Annotated in this window: 1 pseudogene; it reads right to left on the bottom strand. The window is 75.1% G+C overall.

What is annotated here, in order from left to right:
- Window positions 1-29: 29 nt before the first annotated feature.
- Window positions 30-1,034, bottom strand: a pseudogene (locus H9641_RS12235) (hypothetical protein); the annotation flags it as partial.

Here is a 1,034-nt window from a genome sequence, read left to right as displayed (position 1 = left end):
GGCGCCCCCCCCGCGGGGCCCCTCGTCGTCTACCTGCCGGACGCGGCGGGTTCCGCCGCGTCGTCGGGCGAGCCTCCGCCGTCGGGCAGGGAGGGCAGCGGGACGGACGGCTCGTCGTCCGTCCCGGAGGACGCCCTGCCCGACGGCGCCGCTCCCGTCCCCGAGACCGTCTCGCCCTCCGCGTCGGAGACCTCGCCCGGGCTGCCCGGTGTCGCGCGCAGCGCGGTGAGCACCACGAGCGGCACGGCCGCGACCAGGGCGATCATCGCGATCCGGACCCCGAAGTCGTTGACGAGCGAACCGCTCACGGACATGACCCAGATCGCGAGGATCGCGGGCCGGAACAGGGGCCACCCCGCCTCGGAACGCGCGAACCAGGCCGGGGTGAAGCGGCGCGGCGCGAACAGCACGAGCGCGAACCAGACCAGCACGACGAGCGTGATCCACACCGGGACCCCGCCCAGCACCGAGCGCGCCGCGTAGCCGGCCTTGCGCCAGAGCATCTCCCACGCGTCGCCGTCGACGACCTGGCCCACGAAGCGCCCCAGGTGCGAGCGAGCGGCAGGCGGGCGCAGCCAGTCGAGCACGCCGATGAGCGCGACCACCCCCACGCCGGCCAGACCGATCGTGAAGAAGCGCCTGAACGTCAGGCGTGCGCCCGAGGCCGCGAGCAGCAGGATCGCGAACGTCGGGACGAGGACGAGCCCGCCACCGAGGTCGGCACCGAGCGTGGGCCACACGTCGACGGCCATCGCGACCACGCCGATCACCCCGACCACGAGCGTGGCCGTCCGTCGTCGACCACGCAGCACGAGCCACTGGGCGACCCCGGCGGCGGCGAGGACCCCCGCGACCGCGAAGACCGAGAACGTCGGGTTGCCGAACCCGTAGAAGCGAGCCCCGAACGTCGGCGCCGAGCCGAGCGGGCTGGCGCGGTTGAACGGTGTGCCCAGCAGGGCGTCGAGAGTCAGCACCGCGAACGTGATGCCCGCGACCAGGGCGGGGCCCGCCCAGACGGGTCGTGGGGGGGGGGG

The organism is Oerskovia merdavium, assembly GCF_014836755.1.
In the GTDB taxonomy this organism is placed as follows: Bacteria; Actinomycetota; Actinomycetes; order Actinomycetales; family Cellulomonadaceae; genus Oerskovia; species Oerskovia merdavium.
Note: the sequence above shows the minus strand (reverse complement) of the source record. Positions and strands in the feature narration are given on the sequence as shown.